This is a genomic window from Bradyrhizobium sp. BR2003 (assembly GCF_009720285.1).
Taxonomy (GTDB): Bacteria; Pseudomonadota; Alphaproteobacteria; order Rhizobiales; family Xanthobacteraceae; genus Bradyrhizobium; species Bradyrhizobium elkanii.
In genome coordinates, this window is sequence record NZ_SMYJ01000038.1 from 38228 (window position 1) to 56799 (window position 18572).

15 protein-coding genes and 1 pseudogene are annotated in these 18572 nt (G+C 65.9%); 9 read left to right on the forward strand and 7 right to left on the reverse strand.

Annotated elements, in window-relative coordinates:
* Positions 1-67: 67 nt before the first annotated feature.
* Positions 68-2443, reverse strand: a complete 2376-nt coding sequence (locus E2I15_RS31940; RefSeq protein ID WP_137483879.1) for a glucose/quinate/shikimate family membrane-bound PQQ-dependent dehydrogenase — start codon at positions 2441-2443, stop codon at positions 68-70.
* A 338-nt stretch (positions 2444-2781) separates the two neighbouring features.
* Between E2I15_RS31940 and E2I15_RS31945 the strand changes: the two genes are divergently transcribed.
* Entirely contained in the window at positions 2782-3531 is a 750-nt protein-coding gene (locus E2I15_RS31945) for a class I SAM-dependent methyltransferase (RefSeq protein WP_137483878.1), read from the forward strand.
* A 6-nt stretch (positions 3532-3537) separates the two neighbouring features.
* Here the strand turns inward: E2I15_RS31945 and E2I15_RS31950 are convergent, their stop codons facing one another.
* Entirely contained in the window at positions 3538-4026 is a 489-nt protein-coding gene (locus E2I15_RS31950; protein WP_137483877.1) for an SRPBCC family protein, read from the reverse strand.
* Positions 4027-4033: 7 nt separating this feature from the next.
* Positions 4034-4990, reverse strand: a complete 957-nt coding sequence (locus E2I15_RS31955; RefSeq protein WP_137483876.1) for a LysR family transcriptional regulator — start codon at positions 4988-4990, stop codon at positions 4034-4036.
* Between the two features lie 100 nt (positions 4991-5090).
* Between E2I15_RS31955 and E2I15_RS31960 the strand changes: the two genes are divergently transcribed.
* A complete protein-coding gene (locus tag E2I15_RS31960; RefSeq protein ID WP_137483875.1) occupies positions 5091-6272 on the forward strand; it encodes an MFS transporter in 1182 nt (393 codons plus the stop codon).
* A gap of 22 nt (positions 6273-6294) precedes the next feature.
* Positions 6295-7330, forward strand: a pseudogene (locus E2I15_RS31965) (aldo/keto reductase).
* A 19-nt stretch (positions 7331-7349) separates the two neighbouring features.
* Here E2I15_RS31965 and E2I15_RS31970 read toward each other — a convergent pair.
* Entirely contained in the window at positions 7350-8252 is a 903-nt protein-coding gene (locus tag E2I15_RS31970) for a helix-turn-helix transcriptional regulator (RefSeq protein ID WP_137483874.1), read from the reverse strand.
* A 292-nt stretch (positions 8253-8544) separates the two neighbouring features.
* On the opposite strand from E2I15_RS31970, the gene E2I15_RS31975 reads away from it, so the two are divergent.
* Together E2I15_RS31975 and acmB are read left to right on the forward strand one after the other, a co-directional pair.
* Positions 8545-10185 (forward strand): flavin-containing monooxygenase, encoded by a 1641-nt coding sequence (locus tag E2I15_RS31975; protein WP_137483873.1) that lies wholly within the window; start codon positions 8545-8547, stop codon positions 10183-10185.
* Between the two features lie 136 nt (positions 10186-10321).
* A complete protein-coding gene (gene acmB, locus E2I15_RS31980; RefSeq protein ID WP_137483872.1) occupies positions 10322-11515 on the forward strand; it encodes a methyl acetate hydrolase AcmB in 1194 nt (397 codons plus the stop codon).
* A gap of 131 nt (positions 11516-11646) precedes the next feature.
* Here the strand turns inward: acmB and E2I15_RS31985 are convergent, their stop codons facing one another.
* Positions 11647-13014 carry a sensor histidine kinase gene (locus tag E2I15_RS31985; protein ID WP_137483892.1) on the reverse strand — a complete coding sequence of 456 codons (1368 nt, stop codon included), beginning with the start codon at positions 13012-13014 and terminating at the stop codon, positions 11647-11649.
* 5 nt (positions 13015-13019) lie between these two features.
* Positions 13020-13694, reverse strand: coding sequence for a response regulator transcription factor (locus E2I15_RS31990; RefSeq protein WP_137483871.1), 675 nt, complete (start codon positions 13692-13694; stop codon positions 13020-13022).
* A gap of 321 nt (positions 13695-14015) precedes the next feature.
* Here E2I15_RS31990 and E2I15_RS31995 point away from each other — a divergent pair, with 321 nt between their 5' ends.
* The 4 genes from E2I15_RS31995 (at position 14016) to E2I15_RS32010 (ending at position 17413) form a co-directional block, all read left to right on the forward strand.
* The gene (locus tag E2I15_RS31995; protein ID WP_137483870.1) at positions 14016-14594 is read left to right on the forward strand and encodes a class I SAM-dependent methyltransferase; all 579 of its coding nucleotides are present in this window, start codon (positions 14016-14018) and stop codon (positions 14592-14594) included.
* Between the two features lie 10 nt (positions 14595-14604).
* A complete protein-coding gene (locus E2I15_RS32000; RefSeq protein WP_137483869.1) occupies positions 14605-15264 on the forward strand; it encodes a DedA family protein in 660 nt (219 codons plus the stop codon).
* Between the two features lie 287 nt (positions 15265-15551).
* Positions 15552-16373, forward strand: coding sequence for a UDP-2,3-diacylglucosamine diphosphatase (locus tag E2I15_RS32005; RefSeq protein WP_246668466.1), 822 nt, complete (start codon positions 15552-15554; stop codon positions 16371-16373).
* The gene (locus E2I15_RS32010; protein ID WP_137483868.1) at positions 16373-17413 is read left to right on the forward strand and encodes a glycosyltransferase family 4 protein; all 1041 of its coding nucleotides are present in this window, start codon (positions 16373-16375) and stop codon (positions 17411-17413) included. The genes E2I15_RS32005 and E2I15_RS32010 overlap by 1 nt, the downstream gene beginning before the upstream one ends.
* On the opposite strand, the gene E2I15_RS32015 is transcribed toward E2I15_RS32010, so the two are convergent.
* Entirely contained in the window at positions 17414-18544 is a 1131-nt protein-coding gene (locus E2I15_RS32015) for a threonine synthase (RefSeq protein ID WP_137483867.1), read from the reverse strand. It abuts the gene before it with no gap.
* Positions 18545-18572: the final 28 nt, after the last annotated feature.

An 18572-nucleotide genomic window follows, 5' to 3' on the forward strand; every position in this document is an offset into this window, starting at 1 on the left:
GATCCCCATCCCGACCTTCCTCCTTTCAGGGGGAAGGAGAAGGAAGATGACGGCCCGATGAAGCGGCTCAATCCTTCAATGCGTAGGCGATGACGTAGTCGCCGCGCTTGGTGCCGAACGAGCCGTGGCCGCCGGCCGCGGTGACGACGTATTGCTTGCCGCCAGCCTCGTAGCTCATCGGCGTCGATTGGGCGCCGGCCGGCAGGCGATCCTCCCAGAGCACCTTGCCGTTGCGCACATCGTAGGCCCGGATCGTGTACTCATAGGTCCCGGTGTAGAACGCAACGCCGCCGGCGGTGGTGATCGGCCCACCCAGCATCGGCATGCCCATCTTGAATGGAAGCGGCAGCGGCGTGGTGTCCCGGATCGTGCCGTTGGGATGTTGCCAGACGATCTTCATCGTCTTCAGGTCGATCGCGGCCATCGAGCCCCATGGCGGCCGGTAGCACGGCACGGAGAAGGGCGAGAGGAAGCTCGAGATACCCACCCCGAACGGCGTGCCATACATCGGCTGCACTCCGACCTCGCTGCCGACCGGTTTCTCGGCTGTCGGCGCCGGAGGATTATGCGGGCCGCGCGGAATCAGCTTTGACGCGAACGGCAATGACATCGGATTGGCGATCGCGATCTGCCTGACAGGATCGACCGCGATGCCACCCCATTCGAACATGCCGAGATTGCCCGGGAAGACGAGCGTGCCCTGCAACGACGGCGGCGTGAAGGTGCGTTCGTAGCGCAAGCGGTGGAACATGATCCGGCACAGCAGCTGGTCGAAGATCGTGCCGCCCCACATGTCGGCGCCGGTCAGCTTCGCCTCCGGGCGGAAGGTCAGTTCGGAGAACGGCTGGGTCGGTGCCGAGCGGTCGCCGGGCGCCGGCCCTTGCGGCACCGCGCGTTCCGGCGCCGGCACGATCAGCTCGCCAGTCCTGCGGTCGAGCACGAAGATGTTGCCCACCTTGGTCGGCTGGATCAGCGCGGGAACGACGCCCTTGGCCGTCGTCACATCGACCAGGCTCGGTTGCGAGGGAACGTCCATGTCCCAGAGATCATGATGCACGGTCTGGTAGGACCAGGCGCGCTTGCCGGTGTTGACGTCAAGCGCGACGATGGCGCTGGAATAGCGCTCGACCAGCGCATCGCGATTGCCGCCCCAGATGTCAGGTCCGTTGTTGCCGGTCGGGATGTAGACCAGATTCAGTTTCGGATCGAACGAGGCCGTGATCCAGGAATTCGGCGACCCGTTGGTGTAATGCCGCGCCGGCGACGGCAATGCGTTCTCGTCCGCCGCGCCGGAATCCCAGGCCCAGACCAGTTTGCCGGTGTAGACATCGAAGCCGCGGATCACGCCCGACGGCACCTCGACCGCATAGTTGTCGATCACTGCGGCGGCCACGACCAGGATCTTGTCGCTGACGACCGGCGGCGACGTCGGCTCGAAGAAGCCGGCGGTCTTGATTCCCATCCCTTGCTGCAGGTCGAGGATGCCGTGATCGGCGAAACCTTCGCAGAGCTTGCCGCTGTCGGCATCGAGCGCGATCATGCGGCCGTCATTGACGGGCAGGAAGATCCGCCGCGGGCACTCGGCCGGCGCCGGATTGCCACTGCTGTCGACGGCGCCAGGCGCGGTTTCATGATAGGAGACCCCGCGGCAGGTCATGTGCTGGAACGTCTGGTTGTGCACAAGCTTGGGGTCGTAGCGCCAGCGCTCGGTGCCGGTCTTGACGTCGAGCGCGAACAGCACCTGGTGCTGCGAGCAGAGATAGAGCGTATCGCGCACCTTGATCGGGGTGACCTCGAAGGTCGTCTCGCCGGAATCCTCCGGCGTCGCCACGTCGCCGGTGCGGAAGGTCCAGGCGATCTTGAGGTTGCCCACATTGTCGGGCGTGATCTGCTTCAGCGGCGAATAGCGCTGTCCGAATTGCGTGCGTCCATAGGCGCGCCAGTCGCCGTCCGGCTGCGGGTCGGCTTCGCTTTGCGGCACGGCAGAGCCGGACTCGGCAATCGTGCCGTTGATGTCGTGATAGCTCGACAGCAGCCCGACGATGAGCACCGCCGCCGCTGCGGCGACGCCGATCCAGAGTAGCGCCGTCGCGCGCATGTAAGGCACTGGCCCGCTTCGTGTCAGGGCGCGCACGATCACCGGCGCGAGCAGCCAGAGCGCCATTGGGAAGATGACGTCGCCACGCGCAGCGAGCGGCCACCAGTCGAACCGCACCTCATAGACGGCCCATGCCAGCGTGCCGAGCAGCACGATCGCAAACAGCCATAGCGCCTGATGGCGTTGCGCCAGCAGCAGCAGAGCCGTGGCGAGAACGCCGACGCCGAGGACAGTGTAGAAGATCGATCCCCCCAATGCGGCGAGCCAAATGCCGCCGCCGGCGAGGACCAGGCCAATCAAGGCGTAGACGATCGCTGTGATGAGGACTACCCTGGATCGCTGCATGGTCGCTCCGGTGCGGGCAGGATCGGGCTTGTCCCGCACAAGCGCGACAGGCCGTGTCCGCCATCGCGAACTGTCGTTCAGCCAACCGCAACTTGCAACCTGGAACTGCGCCGTTGATGCAACACAAGCGCGTAAGGTTGCTATGCGAAACCCGCCGAAGCCAATCATCCAAAATGCGTGCACCTTCAACAGGGAGCAGCGGAGCTGCGACGCTGACGCAAAGGTGAGAGGTCTTCAGCGGATTTTGAATCGACGCGCTCTTCCAGTCCTGTGCAGGCGCTGCTCTATACCGTTCCGCGGATCGCACCGCAGACGGTTGGCACGCAGGAGAAGCAAGCATGACACTGAACCCCACTGCCGAGAACTATCGTGTCGCGGTTGCAGCCTACGAGGCGGGCCGACCGAGCTACCCTGCGGAGATCGTCGCCGCGCTGCCGCTTGCGGCTGCGCGCTGTGTCGTCGACCTCGGTGCCGGAACCGGCAAGTTCACCCGCCTGCTGCTGCAGCATTTGCCCGCGACTGCGCGCCTGGTCGCGGTCGAGCCCGTCGCCGAGATGTCGACCAAGCTGGCCAAGGAAGCCGGGGTGGAGGTCATCAACGCGCGCGCCGATGCGATCAATCTCGAAACCGGCAGCGTCGACCTCGTCACCTGCGCCCAGGCGTTTCACTGGTTCGACAACGAAGCGTCGGTTGCCGAGATCGCGCGACTGCTGCACCCCGGCGGGACGCTTGCGCTGGTCTGGAACAACCGGGATGACCGCACGCCGTGGGTCGAGGCGTTGTCCGTCATGATCGAGGGCTATGCGGGCGACACGCCCCGGCAACGGACCGGACGCTGGCGCTGGATCCTGAAGGACCCGCGCTTCGTGCTCGAGAGGGAAATCGCGCAGGACCATCCGCACCGGATGAAGCGACGGGACGTCTTCGAGCGCATTGCATCGACGAGCTATGTCGCCAATCTTCCCGGTGCGGAGAAGGCGATCCTGCGCGACAAGACCGGCAGCATCCTGCGTGAGGCCGGTCTCGGCGACGCCGACGAAGTGGTGTTCCCCTATGTCACGCAGCTCTTCCTGCTGAAGCGGGCCTAGGCCGCGTTACTGCGCGGCGCGTCCTTGCTCGACCGCCTGCTTCAGGCGCGGCAGCGTCATGCGCCAGTAGAAGGCAACGTGTTTGGCGCCTGAGTCGGGCCCGATTTCCCAGCCGCTTCCGCGGCGGATCGGCGAAGGCGGCACCTGCTGGGTGACGGTCAGCACCGTCTCGCCGCCGTCAGGCACGAGCGTCATCGTGATCGTCGCATAGGATTGCGGAACGTCCGGCAGGCCGGAGACCTGCGACCAATAGGAGTATTCGAGCCGCATCGGCGGCTCGACATGGAGGACGCGGCCCTTGTCGTGATAGCGCTTTGCGCCGATCTCCGCCTCGATTTCGATCGGCGCGCCGATCCGCCAATCGGCCCTGAAATGCGCATTGCGCCATCTCACGCCCGCATTGGGGTCCATGATCGCGTCCCACACCTGCTTTGGCTCGGTAGCGATGCGGATCGTCTCGGTGACAAGGTGCGGGGCCAGGCGATCGTCTTTCATCGAGCACTCACTTGTCGCCCACGACCTTCCATTTTCCATCGACGCCGCGCCGCAGCGAGGGATCGCCGATGCGGATGTGTTGCGCTAGAAAATCGATGAAAGCGCGGACCCGCGCCGGCAGCGGGCCGGCATGGCCGACATAGACCGCATGGATGTCCTCGCGGTCGCCAGGATTGAGATTTTGCAGCACCGGCACCAGACGGCCGGCCTCGATATCGGGGCCGATGTGGAACAGCGCCAGCCGGCCCAGTCCGATCCCGCCGAGCGTGAGCTGACGCGCGGCTTCGCCGTCGCTGACGCGGGCGACCGGCGGCGGCAGCGCTTCCTCGATCCTTTCAGCACGGCGGAACGGCCAACCGCGGATGCTGCGCGGAAAGGTCCAGCCGATGCCGCGATGGGCGGCGAGGTCGGCCGGCGTCTTCGGCGTGCCGAAGCGGGCGAGGTAGGACGGCGCGGCGGCCACCACCATGCGGCTGGTGCCGAGCTTGCGTGCGATCAGCCGCGAGGCGCCGAGCGGGCCGACCCGGATCGCGATATCAGCGCGCTCCTGCATCAGATCGACCAGCGTGTCGGTCAGCACGATGTCGAGCGTGATGTCGGGATGTTCGCGCATGAAGCGCGGCAGCAGCGGCATCACATGCAGCATGCCGAACGGGATGTTGCTGTTCACGGTGAGATGGCCGCGCGGCACGCATGAAGCGGCCTCGCGTTCGGCCTCGTCGATATCGGCGAGGATGCGCTGGGCGCGCTGGTAGAAGGCCTGGCCTTCCTCGGTGAGCTGCAGCTTGCGCGTGGTGCGGTTGACGAGCCGCGTGCCGAGCCGCGTCTCGAGCCGCGAGACCAGCTTGCTGACGCCGGACGGCGTCTGGCGCAGGCTGTTCGCGGCAGCCGTGAAGCCGCCGAGATCGACGACGCGGACGAATACGTCCATTTCGCCGGAGCGGTTGGTGTCTGTGCGGGCCATCTTGAATTCAAGTCACAAATGATTGGATTACGGCAATTCTAATCCTTCCCGGTCCGGACCGCTATCTCGCTTTGCGGAATCCTTTTGTCCGGAGCGACACATGCCTGCTGCAGTCCTTGCCTTGACCGCCGGTGCCTTTGGCATCGGCACCACCGAATTCCTCATCATGGGACTGCTGCTGCAGGTCGCCGCCGACATGCAGGTATCCGTATCCGCGGCAGGACTGCTGATCTCCGGCTATGCGCTCGGCGTATTCGTCGGCGCGCCGATCCTGACGCTGGCGACGCGGCGGATGCCGCGCAAGGCGGTCTTGCTGGCGCTGATGGCGATTTTCACGCTCGGCAATGCGGCGTGCGCGCTGGCGCCGAGCTACGGGCTCTTGATGGCGGCGCGCATTCTCACCTCGCTGGCGCACGGCACCTTCTTCGGCGTCGGCTCGGTGGTGGCGACAAGCCTCGTCCCGGAAGACAAGCGCGCCTCGGCGATCGCCACGATGTTCATCGGGCTCACGGTCGCGACCCTGCTCGGCGTGCCCTTCGGCGCCTGGTTCGGCCTGATGCTCGGCTGGCGCGCGGCGTTCTGGGCGGTGGCGGCGATCGGCGTGATCGCGTTCATCGTGCTGGCCTTGCTGGTCCCCGGCCATGTCGGCGCCAACGACAAGCCCGCGCCGCTGCGCGAGGAGCTCGCCGTGCTCGGCCGCCCGCAGGTCCTGCTGGGACTTGCCATGACGGTGTTCGGCTTCGGCGGGCTGTTCGCGGTCTTCACCTATGTGCAGCCGATCCTGACGCGGCTCACCGGCTTTTCCGACGCCGCGGTGTCGCCGATCCTCCTGGTGTTCGGTGCCGGCCTTGCGATCGGCAACGTCGCGGGCGGGCGGCTCGCCGACAAGGGACTTGCGCGGGCGCTGCTGGTATCGCTCGGTGGCCTCGCGGCCGTGCTCGTCGCGCTGACGGCGGTCGTCTCGATCAAGGCATTGGCGGTCGTGCTGCTGTTCGTTCTCGGCATCGCCGCGTTCGCGACCGTCGCGCCGCTGCAGCTCCGTGTGCTCGAAGCCGCCGGCGTCGAAGGGCGGACGCTGGCCTCCAGCCTGAACATCGCGGCCTTCAATTTGGGCAACGCGCTCGGTGCCTGGGCCGGCGGCGTCACCATCGATCGCGGCCTCGGCCTCGGCGCGCTGCCGCTGGTGGCCGCCGTCATCACGGCAATCGGCCTGTTGCTCGCGCTGTGGAGCCTGCGGCTCGATCGGCCGATCGCGCTCGCCGCGCAGTGCCCGGCGGAATGAATCGGATCAAGGGAGCATGACCATGGAATACCGCAATCTCGGTGCATCCGGCCTGAAAGTCCCGGCGCTCAGTTTCGGCACCGGCACGTTCGGTGGACAGGGACCGCTGTTTTCGGCCTGGGGCCGCAGCGGCGCCAGCGAGGCGCGACGGCTGATCGACATCTGTCTCGAGGCCGGCGTCAACCTGTTCGACACCGCCGACGTCTATTCGAACGGCGCGTCGGAGGAGATCCTCGGCGCCGCGATCAAGGGCCGCCGCGACAAGGTGTTGATCTCGACCAAGACCGGCCTGCCGATGGGCGACGGCCCGCTCGATGCCGGCACGTCGCGGTATCGCCTGGTCGCCGCGGTCGACGCCGCGCTGCGCCGGCTCAACACCGACTATATCGACCTGCTGCAGCTTCATGCCTTTGATGCCTTCACGCCGGTCGACGAGGTGCTGTCGACGCTCGACACGCTCGTGCGTGCTGGCAAGCTGCGCTATGTCGGCGCCTCGAATTTTTCCGGCTGGCATCTGATGAAATCGCTCGGTGTCGCCGAGCGGCAGGGCTGGCCGCGCTATGTGGCGCATCAGGGTCTATTATTCGCTGGTCGGCCGCGACTATGAATCCGAGCTGATGCCGCTCGCGCTCGACCAGGGCGTCGGCGCGCTGGTCTGGAGCCCGCTCGGCTGGGGCCGCCTCACCGGCAAGATCAGGCGCGGCCAGCCATTGCCCGCCAACAGCCGCCTGCATGAGACCGCGCAGTTCGGGCCGGCGGTCGACGACGAGAAGCTCTATGCCATCGTCGACGCGCTGGACGCGGTGGCCACAGAGACCGGCCGCAGCGTGCCGCAGATTGCGATTGCCTGGCTGCTGACGCGGCCGAGCGTATCGTCGGTGATCATGGGCGCGCGCGATGAGGCACAGCTTCGCGACAATCTCGGCGCGGTCGGGTGGTCGCTCTCGCCAAACCAGATCGCGCGTCTCGACCGCGCGAGCGCGGAGATGCCGGCCTATCCGTACTATCCCTACCGAATCCAGGAAGGCTTCGCGCGCCTCAATCCGCCGCCGGTGTGAGGCCGTCGCTGACCCGGTCTCACGCCTGGACCGTGCGCTCGCAGACCTGCCGGCGATATTCCGCCGGCGTGACGTTCATGTGCTGCCGGAACACGCGATTGAGGTGGCTTTGATCGGCAAAGCCGGCGAGCAGCGCGATCTCCTTCAGCGCGACGCGGTCCTTGCGCAGATGCTGGCACGCATGCTCGACCTTGCGCCGCAGGACATAGGCATGCGGCCGCATGCCGTAATGCACGCGGAACTTGCGGGCGAACTGGACCGGCGTGCAATTGCAGATGTTCGCGAGCTCCTCCAGCGTGATGTTCCGGAAGATGTTCTGCTCGATATAGTCTTCGATCAGCCGGGCATGCGCCGGGCGAAAGCGTCCTTGCGCGTAGGGCATCTTGAACTCGATCGCCGCATATTTCCGCAGGATGTGCACGCTCGCCTGCAGCGCCAGCGCATCATAGCAGAGGCGTCCGCCCGGACCTCCTGAGGCAACTTCCTGGACCATTTGATCGTTGATCCAGGTCAGCATTGGGTCTTCGACCTTGAGCAGGTCGTGAATCTCGATCGTTTCGGCGTCGCGGTCGAAGGCATCGCTCGCAGTCTTCGCCATGAGGGCAGGGGAGATGTAGAAATGGCTGACCTCGATGTCATTCTTCCAGTGCCAGCTTGACGGCTCTGCGCGCGTCATGAGCGACGTGACGCCGCGACCGACGTGATCCTGCTTCCATGCGCCGGTGACGCGGCGGTTCATCGACGTCACGCCGTCGCGATAGAGCACGAGGAGGAAGTTCTCCGATGGCGGGACCCAGATGTCGGACGGTGCATAGCGGAAGATGCGCAGCCGGAAATCGCTTCTCCCGACTGACAAACTATCCAGCTTCATCTCGCCGGGAGCGTAGCGCGGCAGCTCCTCGACCGTGATCAACTGGCCCATCGCGCGAGCCTCCTCCCTGGGATTGGTGGCGCGGTTGACCGCTTGTTCTTGGCCGGACGGCGGAGCGCAGAATAGGCCGCTTTCGCCGTTTGCCAAGGAGACCAATGGCCGGTCGGGCAATTGAACGGCAGCGTTCCAGAGATTGTCGGTTTCATCCAAGCCGTTCGGTCGAGCGGCCCGTAGCCTGCTCTGCGTTTCGGCGACAGCGGTCGAGACCAAATTGACGCAACGCACAATCACCCGGCGACGCCGGCGATTGGAGCGTGTGTGAAGCAGGATACAGGAGGAAACCATGACGGAGACCGTCACGAGATCGAATGGAAGCAACGGTGCGCATGCAACCACCAAGCTCGACGCCGTGGTCGTCGGCGCCGGCGTCGCCGGTCTCTATCAATTGTTCCGCCTGCGCGAGCAGGGACTGAGTGTCAAGGCGATCGACGCCGGGTCAAGCGTCGGCGGCACCTGGTACTGGAACCGCTATCCCGGGGCGCGCTTCGATTCCGAAGGCCACACCTATCAGTACCTGTTCTCCGAGGAACTCTACAAAGGCTGGAGCTGGAGCGAACGATTCCCGGGCCAGCCGGAAATCGAGCGCTGGCTGAACTACGTCGCCGACCGCCTCGACCTCAGGAAGGACATTCAGTTCGGTACCACGGTGAAGAGCGCGCATTTCAATGAGGCGACGCAACGCTGGCTGGTGACGACGGACCAGGGCGACGTGATCGATACCCAGTTCCTCGTCACCTGCTGCGGCATGCTCTCGGCCCCGCACGTGTCCTTCCCGGGACAGGAGACGTTCAAGGGCAAGCTGTTCCACACCGCGCGCTGGCCCAAGGGGCCGATCGAGCTCGCCGGCAAACGCGTCGGCGTGGTCGGCAACGGCGCGACCGGAATCCAGGTGATCCAGTCGATCGCCGGTGAGGTCGGCCATCTCAAGGTGTTCATCCGCACCCCGCAATACATCATCCCGATGAAGAACCCGAAATGGGATGCGTCCGATGCCGAGGCCTACAAGTCGAAATTCAAGTTCCTCACCGAGCGGCTGCCCAAGACGTTCACCGGCTTCGAATTCGACTTCGAGCATGCCTGGGCCGACCTGACGCCACAGCAGCGCCGCCAGGTGATCGAAGACTGCTGGAACGACGGATCCCTGAAGCTGTGGGTTTCGTCCTTCGCCGAACTGTTCTTCGACGAAGCCGTCAACGCCGAGATCACCGAATTCGTGCGCGAGAAGATGCGCGAGCGGATCAAGGACCCCAAGCTGTGCGAACTGCTGGTTCCCGCCGACTACGGTTTTGGCACGCACCGGGTGCCGCTGGAGAGTAATTTCCTCGAGGCCTTCCACCGGCCCAATGTCGAGATCGTCAGCGTCAAGAACAATCCGATCGCCCGCATCACGCCCGAGGGAATCCAGACCGCCGACGGCACGGTGCATGAGTTCGACGTCATCATCCTGGCGACCGGCTTCGACGCCGGAACGGGGGCATTGACGCGCATCGACATCCGCGGCCGCGACGGGCGATCGCTGAAGGACGATTGGGGCAGGGACATCCGCACCACGATGGGCCTGCAGGTCCATGGCTATCCGAACCTGTTCACGACGGCGGTGCCGCTCGCGCCCTCGGCCGCACTCTGCAACATGACCACCTGCCTGCAGCAGCAGGTAGAGTGGATTGCCGATTGCATCAGATATCTACGCGGCAAGAACCTGAACGTCATCGAGCCGACCAGGGATACCGAAGATCAGTGGGTGGCGCATCACGATGAGACCGCCAACGCAACACTGATCGCGAAGACCAACTCCTGGTACCTGGGCTCCAATGTCGAGGGCAAGCCGCGCCGGGTGCTGTCCTATTGCGGCGGTGTCGGCACCTACCGCCAGAAATGCGACGAGGTCGCCGCCAGCGGCTATCGCGGCTTCGCCGTGCAGTAAGGCTGATCGGAACTGGATTTCGTAGCCCGGATGAAGCGAAGCGCAATCCGGGGACGCCCGAAGTCATCGGTCCCGGATTTTGCTTCGCTGCATCCGGGCTACGCAAGTCAAACATTACAAGATGTGGAGGAAGACAATGAGCACGAACTTCAGTGCAGCCGCCGATGCAATCCTTGACGGCGTCGTGACTTCAAACCCGCGCGTTCCCGGCGTCGTGGCGATGGTGACCGACCGCCATCGCAACATTTATGAAGGTGCCGCCGGCAAGCGCCGCCTCGACCAGCCGGCCGACATGACGACCGACAGCGTGTTCGCCATCTTCTCGACCACCAAGGCGATCACCGGGACGGCCGTCCTGCAGCTCGTCGAGGAAGGCAAGCTCGATCTCGACGCGCCCGCCAGGACCTACGCGCCCGACATCGGCAAGCTCCAGGTGATCGAGGGTTTTGACGACAAGGGCGAGCCGCGGCTGCGTCCACCGAAGCGCGACATCACCACCCGCATGCTGATGGTCCATTCAGCGGGTCTGAGCTACGACTTCATCAATCACACCTATAACCGGCTGGCACAGGAGAAGGGGCAGCCCAGCGTCATCACGGCGTCCAAGGCTTCGCTGATGACGCCGCTGCTGTTCGATCCGGGCGAGCGCTGGGAATACGGCACCAACATGGATTGGTGCGGCCAGATCGTCGAGGCCATCACCGGCAGGCGGCTCGGCGAAGTCTTCAAGACACGCATCTTCGAGCCGCTCGGGATCATGGACACGACGTTCGAGCTCACCGACGCGATGCGCCGCAAGCTTGCCGGCATCCACGCCCGCAATGCCGACGGCTCGCTCACGCCGATGGATTTCGAGTTGCCGGCCAAGCCCGAGATCCACATGGGCGGCCACGGGCTCTACGGGACCATCGGCGACTACATGCGCTTCATCCGGATGTGGCTGAACGACGGCGCCGGCGAGCACGGGCGTGTCCTCAAGGCGGAGACCGTGCGGATGGCGGAGAAGAACCATCTCGGCAACAACAAGGTCACCGCGATCACCGGCGTGATCACCTCGCTTGCCAACGACGCCGAGTTCTTCCCCGGTCAGTCGAAGTCCTGGGCGCTGAGCTTCATGATCAATGACGAGCAGGCTCCGACCGGCCGCCCCGCCGGCGCGCTGGGCTGGGCCGGTCTCGCCAATCTGTTCTACTGGATCGATCGGCAGAACGGTTTTGGCGGGTACTGGGCGACGCAAATCCTGCCGTTTGGCGATCCGACGTCCTTTCTCGGCTACATCAATTTCGAGACGGCGTTCTACGAATCCCTGCGGCTGCGCAAGGCGGGTTAAAGCATGATCCGGAAAAGTGCGAAGCGGTTTTCCCAAAAGATCATGCTCAAACAAGGAGCTAAAGCGCGATGACGATTCAACTCAATCTCATCGCGCTTTAGTCCCGCCGCGCGGCGTCGACCTCCGGCCGATCAACAGCGTAGCTGAACCTCGGGGAATACCATGCGCATGCAGGCGCCGCCGGACGGCGCCTGATCGACCTCGATCCGGCCGCCATGCAGTCGCATGATGGTCTGCACCAGATCGAGGCCGAGGCCGGCGCCGCGCCCGCCGGGATGCAGCCGGCGGAACGGCTCCAGGATCTGCTCGCGCGCGTCGGGTGGAATGCCGTCGCCATCGTCGCTGACCTCGATCCGGCCGGCGGCCGCCACCCGAACCAGGATCGTGCCGCGCCGCTGCCCGTGGTCGACGGCATTCTGCACGAGATTGGTGAGGGCGCGCTCGAGCGAGGTCTGGTCGCCGGTCACCATGATCGTCTCGACGTCGTGCTCGAACGACATTTCATATCCGGCCGCGAATGCCAGCGGCGCGAGGTCGAGGACGACCTGTCGCGCAATGCCGACGAGATCGACCGGGCCGAACGTGTCGGCGCGCTGGTCGAGCCGTTGCAGGTCCAGCAGCTGGCCCGCCATGACGCTGAGGCGGGTGGCGTCCTCCAGCAGGTGGGTCTTCTCCAGTCCGGCCTGCAGCGAGGCGACCCGTGTCGAGAGAATCGCGATCGGCGTGCGCAGCTCGTGCGCGGCATCGGCGAGGAAGCGGCGGTGCCGTTCGTAACCCTTGTCGAGGCGGTCGAGCGCGGCATTGATGGCCTTGACCAGCGGGGTGATCTCGACCGGGACATCGTCGAGCGGCAACTGCACGCCACGCTGGTCGATGTCGATGCGTTCGGCCTGCGCCGCGACCAGTGCGAGGCCCTTCATGGCCCGGCGCACCACGAACGGGGTCGCGACCAGCGTCGCCAGCGTCATCAATACGACGATCGGCAGGATCATGTTGAGGAACAGCTGTGGTGTGATCTGCAGCGCTCGCCACATCGAGAGCTCGCCGTATGTTCCGGTCAGGATCTGGAGCGGCCCAGCCGACGTGTCGACCGTCTTGACGAGTCCTGCGGGACGCGGGGCGTCGGCGGTGTTCCACTTGAGCACCGCCTCGCTGACATGTTCGAGGGCCGCTGCGATCGGTGCGAATTGCGAGGGCACGGTGCCCTCGGAGATCTGGTGACCGTCAGCGTCGCGGATGATGAACCAGAGATCGGCGTGCTCGGCGCGCAGGGCGGCCAATTCCGGCGTCTGGCGCAGCGTCAGTCGGCCCGCTTCATCGCGGGTGATGGCGTCCCTCAGCGTGTCGAGAGTGCTGCCTTGGTACTCCCCGATCAAGAGCCCTGCCCATAGCAGCCCGATCGCAGCGGCCCCGATCAGCAGAATCAGCAGGGTCAACGCAACAGCCTGCAGGCCGGCGAGGCGCCCGACCAGGCGCCAGGTGAGGGATCGCGGTCGCAGCACGCTCACGATATCTCTCGCAGCACATAGCCGAGACCACGAACGCCGTTGATCGTGACGCCGGCGTCGGCCTCCGTGAGCCTGCGGCGCAAACGCGACACATGACTGTCCAGCGCATTGGGCTGCACGTCGTCGTCAAGACCGTAAACCGCCTCCATCAGCGCGGAGCGCTGCACCATGCGTCCCATCCGGTGCATCAGCGTCTCGAGCACCAGCCGTTCGCGACGCGGCATCTCCAGCGGGCGTCCGTCGACATTGGCCTCGCGATGGGTGAAGTCGAACGCCAGGCGGCCGATCCGCGCGACATGCTGCTGCACATTGGCGGGCCGACGCAACAGCGCCCGCAGCCGCGCCAGCAGCTCCTCGAACGCAAACGGCTTGCCGAGATAATCATCGGCTCCGCTGTCGAGACCCGAGACCCGGTCCGCGAGCTCACCGCGGGCAGTCAGCACCAGCACCGGCACGGTATTGCCGCTCGCGCGCAATTTCGGAATCAGCGACAGCCCGTCGCCGTCGGGCAATTGCCGGTCGAGCACGATGGCGTCGTAGCTTCCCGCGGCGGCAATCGCCTCGGCTTCCAGAAGATCCGGCGCGTGATCGACCAGCATGTCGTGGCGCGCGAGTGCCGCACGCAGCGCCGCGACCATGTCCGGCTGGTCCTCCACCAACAGCACTCGCATTCGTTGTCTCTACCTCTGCATCGATCTGCCGGCTTTATGTCCCATTCATTGCGGCAACCTTGCGGTTTGCGCCACGTGAATGCGTCGCAGGCGAAAATTTCGCTCGCGCGCGCAGTGGCGACAGGCTCGCGCAAGCTTCGCATGAGACAGAGGCGTGCATCGGGCGGTCGAAACGTCCCATCACCGACCGGCATTGCTCAACCGGCGGGAGCCTTCCACGCACGATGGGAGGCACCCGCAATGCGAAAGACACGCGAATGGCCTTGTTGACGAATCCGTGGCGCCGGACCGGCTGTGTGCAGATCATGCGGGAGCATCAGCATGTCGGCCGCTGACATCCTGCCGTTCGTCCGCGCCTGGGTGCGCAATCCGTTGCGTGTCGCCGCGGTCGCGCCATCGGGGCCCGCTGTCTCGTCCCTGATGGCGCAGGAGATCACCGCGGACACTGGCCCCGTGCTCGAGCTTGGCCCCGGCACGGGCGTCTTCACCCGCGCTTTGCTAAAGCGTGGCGTGAGGCAGCAGGACCTGACGCTGGTGGAGTACGGCTCCGAGTTCATCCCGCTGCTGCAGCGGCGCTTCCCAGGCGCGCGGGTGCTCTGGATGGACGCGGCCTGGCTGCGCAGGGATAGTCTGTTCGACGGGGCGCCGGTCGGTGCGGTCGTGAGCGGCCTCGGGCTGCTCATGATGCCGCCGGAGAAAGTCATGACCATCCTGCACGGCGCCTTCGGCTATCTCCGCGCCGGCGGGGCGTTCTACCAGATCACCTATGGTCCGCGCTGTCCGGTCGCGGACGCGATCCTGGATCGCCTCGATCTGCAGGCGAGCTGCATCGGACAGACGTTCCTCAACCTGCCGCCGGCGTCCGTATACCGGATCAGCCGCCGTCACGCCCACGCTTGATCGAGGCGCCATGGACACGTCGAGCACGATCGCGATGTTTCTGCACTTTGGCCTAGTCGGCGTCGGCTGCCTCGCCGTCGCTGAGAAGTTCATCCCGCTGCTGCCGTCCTACGTTTTGCTGATGCTGCTCGGATTGACGGTCTCCGACGGCTCGATGCTCGCGATGACGATCCTCGCGACCAGCGCCGGATCCGTCGTCGGCGCGATCGGCTGGTACGGGCTCGGCCGCGCGCTCGGCTCGCGGCGCATCGAAGGGCTGGTGACGCGTTATGGCAAGTTCGTGCTGCTGCGGCCCTCGCTCTACCAGCAGCTCACCGATGCCTATCGAGGCAATCATTTCTGGGTGACGCTGATCGGGCAGACCCTGCCCACCGTGCGGATCTATCTGGCCTTGCCTGCAGGCGTGCTGCGGCTGGAGCCGCGCGCCTTCGTGATGGCGACGGCGATCGGCACCGTGATCTGGAACATGCCGTTCCTCAGTCTCGGCTATGCGTTGCGCGGCAGCGGCCACGATCCGGTCAGCCTCGGCTTCTGGGTGGTGGTCATCCTGATCGCCGTGGAGGTCGCGCTGCTCCTGGGATTTCGTTTCTACAAGCGCTCGCTCGCGCCGCGGAGCGTCACGCCGCCGCTTGCGCTCCCCTCACGCTTGCCGGTGGAGGAAGGCGCATGAGAGCCCTGTGGTCCCGCCTGCGGCCCGGTTCGGATACACTCGAGCGCGCTGCCGCGACACTGCTGGTCCTGGCCGCGAGCTATCAGTTTGGTCACGCGGCGTCCGGCGGGCGATATCGCGCGGCCGAGTTCGCGCTGCTGGTACTCATTGCAGGCATCTATTGGCATCGCTCGATCTTCAGGCGCTGCGCCGGTCGCGATGTCACGAAGCTTCTCGCGGGATTGGCCGAAGCCATGGCCGTGGTGTTCCGGCCGGACGGCGGCAATGTCGATCCTGTGTCGCATGGTGTGCGCGCCGGCGCCACGCAGGCCTCGCCGCGGGATGTCGTCAAGGTCAGGAGCCTGTTCGTCTCCGACGTCCATCTCGGGACCAGGGGATGCCAGGCCGAGCGGCTCATCGACTTCCTTCGTCACCATGATGCCGAAACCGTGTTCCTGGTCGGCGACATCGTCGATGGCTGGTGCCTGCGCTCGAGCTGGTACTGGCCGACGGTGCACAATGCCGTCGTGCGGGAGCTGATCGCGCTCGCGCAGCAGGGCCGCCGTCTCATCTACATTCCCGGCAATCACGACGAGTTCCTGCGTGACTATGCCGGCGCGGCATTCGGCGGCGTCGAAATTGCCGAGCGGGCGATCCATCGCGGTATCGACGGCCGCGACTATCTCGTCGTTCACGGCGATCATTTCGATCTTGTGGTGCGCCATGCGCGCTGGCTCGCGCTGATCGGCGATGTCGGCTATCGGGCCGCGCTGGCCAGCAACGTCTGGCTCAACCGGATCAGGCGCCGGTTTGGCTTCGGCTATTGGTCGTTCTCGTCCTGGGCGAAGTTGCGGGTCAAGAATGCGGTCAACTACATCGGCCGGTTCGAGGAGGTGCTGTCGTCGGAGGCCGCGCGCAGCAATGTTCAAGGCGTGATCTGCGGCCACATCCATCACGCGGCGTTGCACGACGATTTCGGCGTCCGCTACATCAACACCGGAGACTGGGTGGAGTCCTGCACCGGAGTGGTCGAGCGCTACGACGGGCAGTTCGAAATCGTTCGATGGGCGGATGCGCAGGGAGCGCTGGATAGGGTAGCCCTCGCGCCGCTCGCGCAGGCGGCCGCCTGATGCGCGTGCTCGTGGCAACCGACGCCTGGCGGCCGCAGATCAATGGCGTGGTCCGCTCGCTCGAATATCTCGCCCGCGAAGCGCCGTCGCTCGGCGCGGAGATTACGTTTCTCACGCCGGCCGATTTCCGCACCGTGCCGTTGCCGGGCTACCCGGAGATCCGGCTTGCGCTGCCGACGATCGGGCGGATCGCGCGAGCCATCGCGGCTGCGCGCCCGGACTCGGTGCACATCGCGACCGAAGGCCCGATCGGCTGGATCAGCCGGCATGTCTGCCAGACGCGCGGCTATCCGTTCACCACCAGCTATCACACGCGCTTTCCCGAATATCTCGCGGCGCGGCTGCCGGTGCCGCTGCAGTGGAGCTACGCGGCGCTGCGCCGTTTCCACAATGGCGGTGACGGCATCATGGTCGGCTCGCCGTCGCTCGAGCGGGCGCTGAAGGCGCATGGCTTCCGGAAGTTGATGCCATGGTCGCGCGGCGTCGACGCCGAACTGTTCTGTCCGCGCGCGAAGCGGCCGCTGGCCTTCCCGGCACCGGTGTTCCTCTATGTCGGTCGTGTCGCGGTCGAGAAGAACCTCGACGCCTTTCTCGGTCTCGACCTGCCGGGCTCGAAAGTCGTGGTCGGGGATGGGCCGCTGCGCAGCAGTCTGCAGGCCCGGTTTCCGCAGGTGCATTTTCTCGGCACGCGGACGGGGCGGGCGCTCGCCGACGTCTATGCGTCCGCCCACGTCATGGTGTTTCCAAGCCTGACCGATACGTTCGGGATGGTGATCCTCGAGGCGCTGGCCTGCGGCCTGCCGGTTGCGGCGTTTCCGGTGATGGGACCGCTCGATGTGATCGGCAAGTCGGGCTGCGGCTGTCTCGATCACGATCTCCGTCGCGCGGCGCTGGGTGCGCTGCTGGTGCCGCGCGAGAAATGCCGCGCCCACGCTTTGACCTTCACCTGGCGGGAGAGCGTGCGGCAGTTCCTCGATAACGTCGCGCGGGCACACGCCGCGCCGGCGCACGCGGCCGTCGCGGGCGCGATGGCAGGTTGACTAGCTGCCCAGCAGCTCCGTGATCAGCCCCGCCGCCTTGATCCCGGTGCCGCTGATGATGACGACGGTGCGCTCCGCCGGCCGGATCGCGCCGCGCGCCTTGAGGACGTCGAGCGCGGCGGCGGCCGAGGCCGAGGTCGGCTCGACGAACAGGCCGCTGCGCGCCAGCCGCTTCAACGCGGCGACGATGCCGTCTTCGGGAATTGCCACCGTGCCGCCCCCGCTCTCCTTCAGCGCCGCGATCATCTGCTTCAGCCGCAGCGGGTGCTTGATCGCGGTGCCTTCGGCGATGGTCTTGTGGACCGCGCGATCGATGGGCGTGTCGACGCCGGCGGCGAAGCTGGCATCGACCGGCGAGCAGTTGAGCGGCTGCGCCGCGAACAGGCGCGGCAGCCGCGCGATCTGTCCGGCCGCGAGGAGTTCCTTGAAGCCGATATAGCAGCCGAGCAGGCTGCTGCCGGCGCCGACCGGCATGATGACGTTGTCGGGCGCGGTGAAGCCGAAATCTTCCCAGATCTCGTAGGCCAGCGACTTGGTGCCCTGCAGGAAGAACGGCTGCCAGTTGTGGCTGGAGTAGAAGATCTGTTTCGACTGGCGGATCGCCTCCGCCTCTGATTCCTCGCGCGGGCCTTCGACCAGCTGCACCTCGGCGCCGAAGGCGTGCATCTGCGCCACCTTCATCGGTGACGTCGTGGCCGGCGCAAGGATCCTGACCCGCATGCCGCCCGCCGCGCCATAGGCTGAAACGGAGGCGCCGCCATTGCCGGAGCTGTCTTCCAGCACCGGATCGACGCCGAGCTGGCGCAGGAACGACAGCATCACCGTGGTGCCGCGATCCTTGAAGCTTGCGGTCGGATTGAACCATTCGAGCTTGAAATGCGGCCGCAGGTCATCCCACGCCTTCTCGACGGCAGGCGTGCAGCCTTCACCCATCGTGATCGGCTGCCTGATTTCGACCGGCAGCGCCGCGCGATAGCGCCACAGCGACCGCGTCGCGCGATCGATGTCGTCGCGGGAGATGCCCGGCAGCGGCGTTATCAGGAGCGGCTTGCCTTCGTCGGAGCACCAGCGCGGGATATCCAGTGGATAGAGCTTTCCGTTGAGCGGGTCGATGTAGCTGGGTGAAGACATGTCGTGAGATCCCAAACGCGAGGGGCAT

Coding starts and splice junctions, on each gene's coding strand:
- E2I15_RS31940 (WP_137483879.1), bottom strand. CDS start 2,443: ATGCAGCGATCCAGGGTAGTCCTCATCACAGCGATCGTCTACGCCTTG.
- E2I15_RS31945 (WP_137483878.1), top strand. CDS start 2,782: ATGACACTGAACCCCACTGCCGAGAACTATCGTGTCGCGGTTGCAGCC.
- E2I15_RS31950 (WP_137483877.1), bottom strand. CDS start 4,026: ATGAAAGACGATCGCCTGGCCCCGCACCTTGTCACCGAGACGATCCGC.
- E2I15_RS31955 (WP_137483876.1), bottom strand. CDS start 4,990: ATGGCCCGCACAGACACCAACCGCTCCGGCGAAATGGACGTATTCGTC.
- E2I15_RS31960 (WP_137483875.1), top strand. CDS start 5,091: ATGCCTGCTGCAGTCCTTGCCTTGACCGCCGGTGCCTTTGGCATCGGC.
- E2I15_RS31970 (WP_137483874.1), bottom strand. CDS start 8,252: ATGGGCCAGTTGATCACGGTCGAGGAGCTGCCGCGCTACGCTCCCGGC.
- E2I15_RS31975 (WP_137483873.1), top strand. CDS start 8,545: ATGACGGAGACCGTCACGAGATCGAATGGAAGCAACGGTGCGCATGCA.
- acmB (WP_137483872.1), top strand. CDS start 10,322: ATGAGCACGAACTTCAGTGCAGCCGCCGATGCAATCCTTGACGGCGTC.
- E2I15_RS31990 (WP_137483871.1), bottom strand. CDS start 13,694: ATGCGAGTGCTGTTGGTGGAGGACCAGCCGGACATGGTCGCGGCGCTG.
- E2I15_RS31995 (WP_137483870.1), top strand. CDS start 14,016: ATGTCGGCCGCTGACATCCTGCCGTTCGTCCGCGCCTGGGTGCGCAAT.
- E2I15_RS32000 (WP_137483869.1), top strand. CDS start 14,605: ATGGACACGTCGAGCACGATCGCGATGTTTCTGCACTTTGGCCTAGTC.
- E2I15_RS32010 (WP_137483868.1), top strand. CDS start 16,373: ATGCGCGTGCTCGTGGCAACCGACGCCTGGCGGCCGCAGATCAATGGC.
- E2I15_RS32015 (WP_137483867.1), bottom strand. CDS start 18,544: ATGTCTTCACCCAGCTACATCGACCCGCTCAACGGAAAGCTCTATCCA.